The 5136-nt window shown below is 46.6% G+C and carries 4 protein-coding genes; all 4 read left to right on the plus strand.

What is annotated here, in order from left to right; translation table 11 throughout:
- On the plus strand, positions 1–474 hold a 474-nt coding region (locus DFR44_RS11425; RefSeq protein ID WP_162845217.1), incomplete at its 5' end, for a DUF2345 domain-containing protein.
- Positions 475–538: 64 nt separating this feature from the next.
- Positions 539–2533 (plus strand): esterase/lipase family protein, encoded by a 1995-nt coding sequence (locus DFR44_RS08270; protein WP_133620956.1) that lies wholly within the window; start codon positions 539–541, stop codon positions 2531–2533.
- A gap of 36 nt (positions 2534–2569) precedes the next feature.
- Complete coding sequence (locus DFR44_RS08275) at positions 2570–3886, plus strand: T6SS immunity protein Tli4 family protein (RefSeq protein ID WP_133620958.1); 1317 nt, start codon at positions 2570–2572, stop codon at positions 3884–3886.
- Positions 3887–3929: 43 nt separating this feature from the next.
- Positions 3930–5135, plus strand: coding sequence for a T6SS immunity protein Tli4 family protein (locus tag DFR44_RS08280; protein WP_133620960.1), 1206 nt, complete (start codon positions 3930–3932; stop codon positions 5133–5135).
- The last annotated feature ends 1 nt before the right edge of the window (position 5136 follow it).

A 5136-nucleotide genomic window follows, 5' to 3' on the forward strand; every position in this document is an offset into this window, starting at 1 on the left:
CAAGCCTCCGGCATCAAGCTGTTTGCAGCAGCAGGAAAAGTCGAGATTCAAGCTCAGTCCAATGACATCGATATCATCGCCGATAAAGTGTTGAAACTCATCTCTGCTAAAGACTCCATTCACATAATTGCTGAAAAAGAAGTGTTTTTAACTGCTCAAGAATCCTATCTCAAAATCAATGATTCGGGTGTTGAGCATGGAACGTTAGCAGGTTTTACGGTTTATTCTGCCAGTAAGAACTTTACGGGGCCTAAAAGTTTGGCCGAACATTTCAATAATTTACCAAAAACTAAATTTGATCAAGAGCTCTTTATTAAGCACTTTAGCGGCAAGTCAGCGAAAAACCTTGATTTTGTGATGAATAGAGATACGGGCAAAATTAAAGGTCAAACTGCGGGCAATGGTACATCTAAAATCCAAAAATCCGACTTCCCTGAAGTCGTTCAGGTTATTTTAAAAAAGACCAAAACATAATACAGTCCATGTGTTTGATTGATGGGACAAAAACAGAGGTTTTCAAAAGATAAGGGCAGGTAAAATGAGTACTGATGATGGTTTAAAAGAAATTGAGTTGACTCAAGTCTATGGTGGCGCCATGGCGGCAGAAATGGCGCTCACAAAAGAATCAGACACACAGAAATTAAAAGCACACGTACCGAAATACGTGATACCTGTTGTATTTGTTCACGGCATTATGGCTGGAAATTTACGCCTGAGCAAAGAGCAGCAAAAGGCGCTGAATACCACGCAAGAATTTGCATGGCAACCCGATTCACTTTTAGATGGTTGGGGTACGATGGCCTCAATTTTTGAAATTTTGGCAGGTTTTATTGGCGCTGGCCGATTGCTTGAAATAGGCCAAGCCCAACGAATTATGAGTTCAAATTCAAAAGAAAGACAGATCAACTTTGACCCAGCCCAAGTGAGAATTGATACCTACTGCCCTGATGATGACTTAATGAAATTTGATACTTCAGGTCAAGCCGACAAGCGACAATCTGCTATTCAAAACATCAACATTCCGCCCTATCTAAAAAACGATTTAATCAAATCAGACATCACCAAGCGAAAAACAAAAGCCGAGCAAAAAGCCCGTTGGCGTGGCTGGGGTGAAGCGGTCTTCGCAAAAGGAGCTGGCTATGAAGTCCCTTTAAAAGAGCTTGAATTTAGACTCAGCAATCGCATGAAGAATGGCAAAGCCACGAAGCTTTGGAAAAAAAATGGCGAAGAACCAAGTCTATTATTTACACGAGATGGTTCATCTTATGAGTGGGATCCAATTGTTAACAAAGAAGAATTTGATAAAAAATTGGAAATGCTACAAATTTTGGATAAAGACCCACAAACGTGGAACCAGCCCCTTGCAGGGCACCCAATGTTTTCACATAAAGGGCCGACAGAAGGGCCCGTCACAGAAGACGAACTGAAAAAACTAGAGGATGTGTTCATGCCCGTGCACAGTTTGGGCTACAACTGGTTGCAAAGTAATGCAAAATCAGGCATGGACGTCGCCAAGCGAATTGAAAAACTCATTGCGCACTATAACGAACACACGCACATGAAATGCGAACACGTCATTATCTTGTCGCACAGCATGGGTGGCTACGTCACGCGGGCGGCACTGCATCCTGCTATGGGCAACTTGCAAGATAAGGTCTTGGGTGTTTATCACAACGTCATGCCCACTGTCGGGGCCGCCATGACCTATCGGCGGATGCGTACGGGCACGGGTAGCAAGGGTATTAGTGGCTATGGGCTCAATAAAGTGCTTGGCCCCACAGGGGAAGACGTTACCGCCATCATGATTAATGCACCCGCAGCAATTGAAATGTTACCGAACATTGAGTACGGTATGCGTTACGCTGAATCGGTCGGCGGTACAGAGGGTTGGGTTAAAGTGCGTTTGGCGGGTAAGGTCATCGGCTCCTTCCCCGAGTCGCCCGCCACTAACCCATTCGACAGCATTTATTCTGAAACTGAGGACAAATGGTGGCGCTTGATCAACCCCAAGTGGGTCAACCCCGCAGAGCAAAAAGGCACATTGGTCAATGGACAGTATGGTCTTCTCGGTGCTCAGGAGGCTTTCTATAGGATAATGAAAGCGCAAGATGTTTTAAACCAATTGTGGACAGTGACGCCTAAAAACAGTTTTGCCAGTTATGGCGCCAATGCCACCTCCAAACTGTTGGCGTATGGTTCCGTCACTTGGGACGTGGTTGGTGGCGTGCTGCCTGTGGGTGTCAGTCCGAATCCTCGGGATTGGCGGTTGGTGGCTGATGCCGAATCAGGTGATGAAATTACAGTTGAACACAATGGACAGCGTTTTAAATTGAAAATCGCTGCTCTCGAAGACATCGGTGAGGAGATGGTGCCCTCATTCTCAGCGGCGGCGGTCAAGACCACCCGAGGCAAATGGGTGCAGCAGCACTATGACCACGGTTGTAGTTATGATTTCAGCAACACCCTCGGCGCGGCGTTGTACAGCCTCGTTAAAATCGCCAACGAAGCCGAGTACGTCAAAAATCCAACGTAATAATGACGCCATTATGCGCGATAGGACTGCAACCCAATGAAATCATCCATGACCCGCTGGCTGTTTGTACTGACCATGCTGTCGGTACTGCCGTCATGTCAAGCCAAACCCGCCGCTCAAGTCAATGCAAAGGACAATACAACCATGACCCCCGCTAAAATTGAACAATTGTTTCAACACACTAAAAATGTTTGTTTCGGACGTTACGTCCTCACCGTACCACAAGAAGCCCAAGTGATATTTGGTGATACCAACATCAATCTACAACCCAATGCCATTCGCATCGGTCGTGCCAAAGAAACCAAAAAAATCGCTGAGGAACATATCAATAAATTACGTGAAGAATACGGTTATCAAGGATTTCAAGTGTTGAGTCACAAGCCAGGTCCAGTCGCAGGTTCTTGGTTTTATAGCTTTTATGCCAGTAGTGCTGAGGCGAAAGGAGGTTCTGGATTTGTAACCTTATTAGTCCCTTTTGGGAGTGACGCTTTCCAGTACGGCAGAAATTTCACCGATAGACAAAAACTCTTACAACTCTTTAAAAATCCTAGCCTTATTAAAGAAGCAGACGATAGAGGCGACCCCACCAGTGAGCAAGATGCGTTCAATAAATTAATGTTGATGGTTAAAAACACGCGCTATCGCGATGACAATGAAGTGCCAACCGAAGCTGGGTTTTGTGTATCTCATGGATTCATTAGAGACAGTTCATATAGCCAGCGGGAAGAGGTGCAATTTGGCTTGCGATTTCCCAGTTTGCCTGATGTGACCTTCTCGGTTAAAAGCGAGAATTTTGGTAGCCTTGAGGGTGAAAATGGCTGGGGTATTTTAAAGCGTGTTCAGAAACAAAAATCATTGTCGGGCAGTAAGTACTCAGGTGAATTCTTGCGCATTGGTGCGGCTCCATTACACACTTGGCAACAAGGCGAAGAGGTGCTGGCGCGCGTCAGGGGTACAGGCGCGCTTGAGTTCACTTGGTCGCAAGTGGGTTCTAAAGGCTCAATTGCCAACCCCAACAACCTGACGGTGAAGCTGTTTAATAAAGTCGAGGGCGATAGCGCAGGTTCGGCGGATACCAGCAGCGTCAGCGATGAGGAAGCGGTTGCGTTATGGGATAAGTTGCTCAGTAGTTTCAAGTTTAGGGTGCCCGTAGGTGAAGGCTCTTCGACAGGTGCAGGGGCGGCGGTCAAGCCAGGCTCGATTTGCCCTAAAACAGGTTTTTGGCGATGCCCTCAATTTGAGAAACAATCGAGTATTTATATGCGCCAAGGCGACATCATGCCTGGCCAGTCATATAAGCTTGAGGGCATGAACACGGATGAAATGTATTGGGAATGGGTGAGCGAGGGCTGAAGCGGCTCCAAAAGTTGAAGCGGTTTGATATGAAAGGGTTGATATGCACGAAGCAATTGCTAACAAGACACTCATGAAAGTGTTGGTCTACATGGGTATGCTTGGGCTGGTGTCTTCATGCCAATCCACAGCACAGGGCAACACAACCATGACCCCCGCTAAAATTGAACAATTGTTTCAACACACTAAGAATGTTTGTTTCGGACGTTACGTCCTCACCGTACCACAAGAAGCCCAAGTGATATTTGGTGACACCAACATCAATCTACAACCCAATGCCATTCGCGCCAATCGCGCCAAAGAAACCAAACAAATCGCAGAGGAGCACCTCAAAAAGTTGCGGGATGAGTATCGCACTTTTCAATTACTCAGTCACAAGCCAGGCCCCGTAGCAGGCTCTTGGTTTTATAGTTTTTATACCAGCGACAGTAGGGCGGAAGGGGGCTCTGGATTTGTAACCTTATTAGTCCCTTTTGGGAGTGATGCTTTCCAATACGGCAGAAATTTCACCGACAGACAAAAACTCTTAAAACTCTTTAAAAACCCTAGCCTTATTAAAGAGGCAGACGATAGAGGCGACCCCACCAGTGAGCAAGATGCGTTTAATAAATTGATGGTGATGGTTAAAAACACGCGCTATCGTGATGACAATGAAGTGCCAACCGAAGCTGGGTTTTGTGTATCTCATGGATTCATTAGAGACAGTTCATATAGCCAGCGGGAAGAGGTGCAATTTGGCTTGCGATTTCCCAGTTTGCCTGATGTGACCTTCTCGGTTAAAAGCGAGAATTTTGGTAGCCTTGAGGGTGAAAATGGCTGGGGTATTTTAAAGCGTGTTCAGAAACAAAAATCATTGTCGGGCAGTAAGTACTCAGGTGAATTCTTGCGCATTGGTGCGGCCCCGTTACACACTTGGCAACAAGGCGAAGAGGTGCTGGCGCGCGTCAGGGGTACAGGCGCGCTTGAGTTCACTTGGTCGCAAGTGGGTTCTAAAGGCTCAATTGCCAACCCCAACAACCTGACGGTGAAGCTGTTTAATAAAGTCGAGGGCGATAGCGCAGGTTCGGCGGATAGCAGCAGCGTCAGCGATGAAGAAGCGGTTGCGTTATGGGATAAGTTGCTCAGTAGTTTCAAGTTTAGGGTGCCCGTAGGTGAAGGCTCTTCGACAGGTGCAGGGGCGGCGGTCAAGCCAGGCTCGATTTGCCCTAAAACAGGTTTTTGGCGATGCCCTCAATTTGAGAAACAATGAG

Origin of the sequence: Hydromonas duriensis (genome assembly GCF_004363775.1) — a bacterium.
In the GTDB taxonomy this organism is placed as follows: domain Bacteria; phylum Pseudomonadota; class Gammaproteobacteria; order Burkholderiales; family Burkholderiaceae; genus Hydromonas; species Hydromonas duriensis.

Coding starts and splice junctions, on each gene's coding strand:
- DFR44_RS08270 (WP_133620956.1), top strand. CDS start 539: ATGAGTACTGATGATGGTTTAAAAGAAATTGAGTTGACTCAAGTCTAT.
- DFR44_RS08275 (WP_133620958.1), top strand. CDS start 2,570: ATGAAATCATCCATGACCCGCTGGCTGTTTGTACTGACCATGCTGTCG.
- DFR44_RS08280 (WP_133620960.1), top strand. CDS start 3,930: ATGCACGAAGCAATTGCTAACAAGACACTCATGAAAGTGTTGGTCTAC.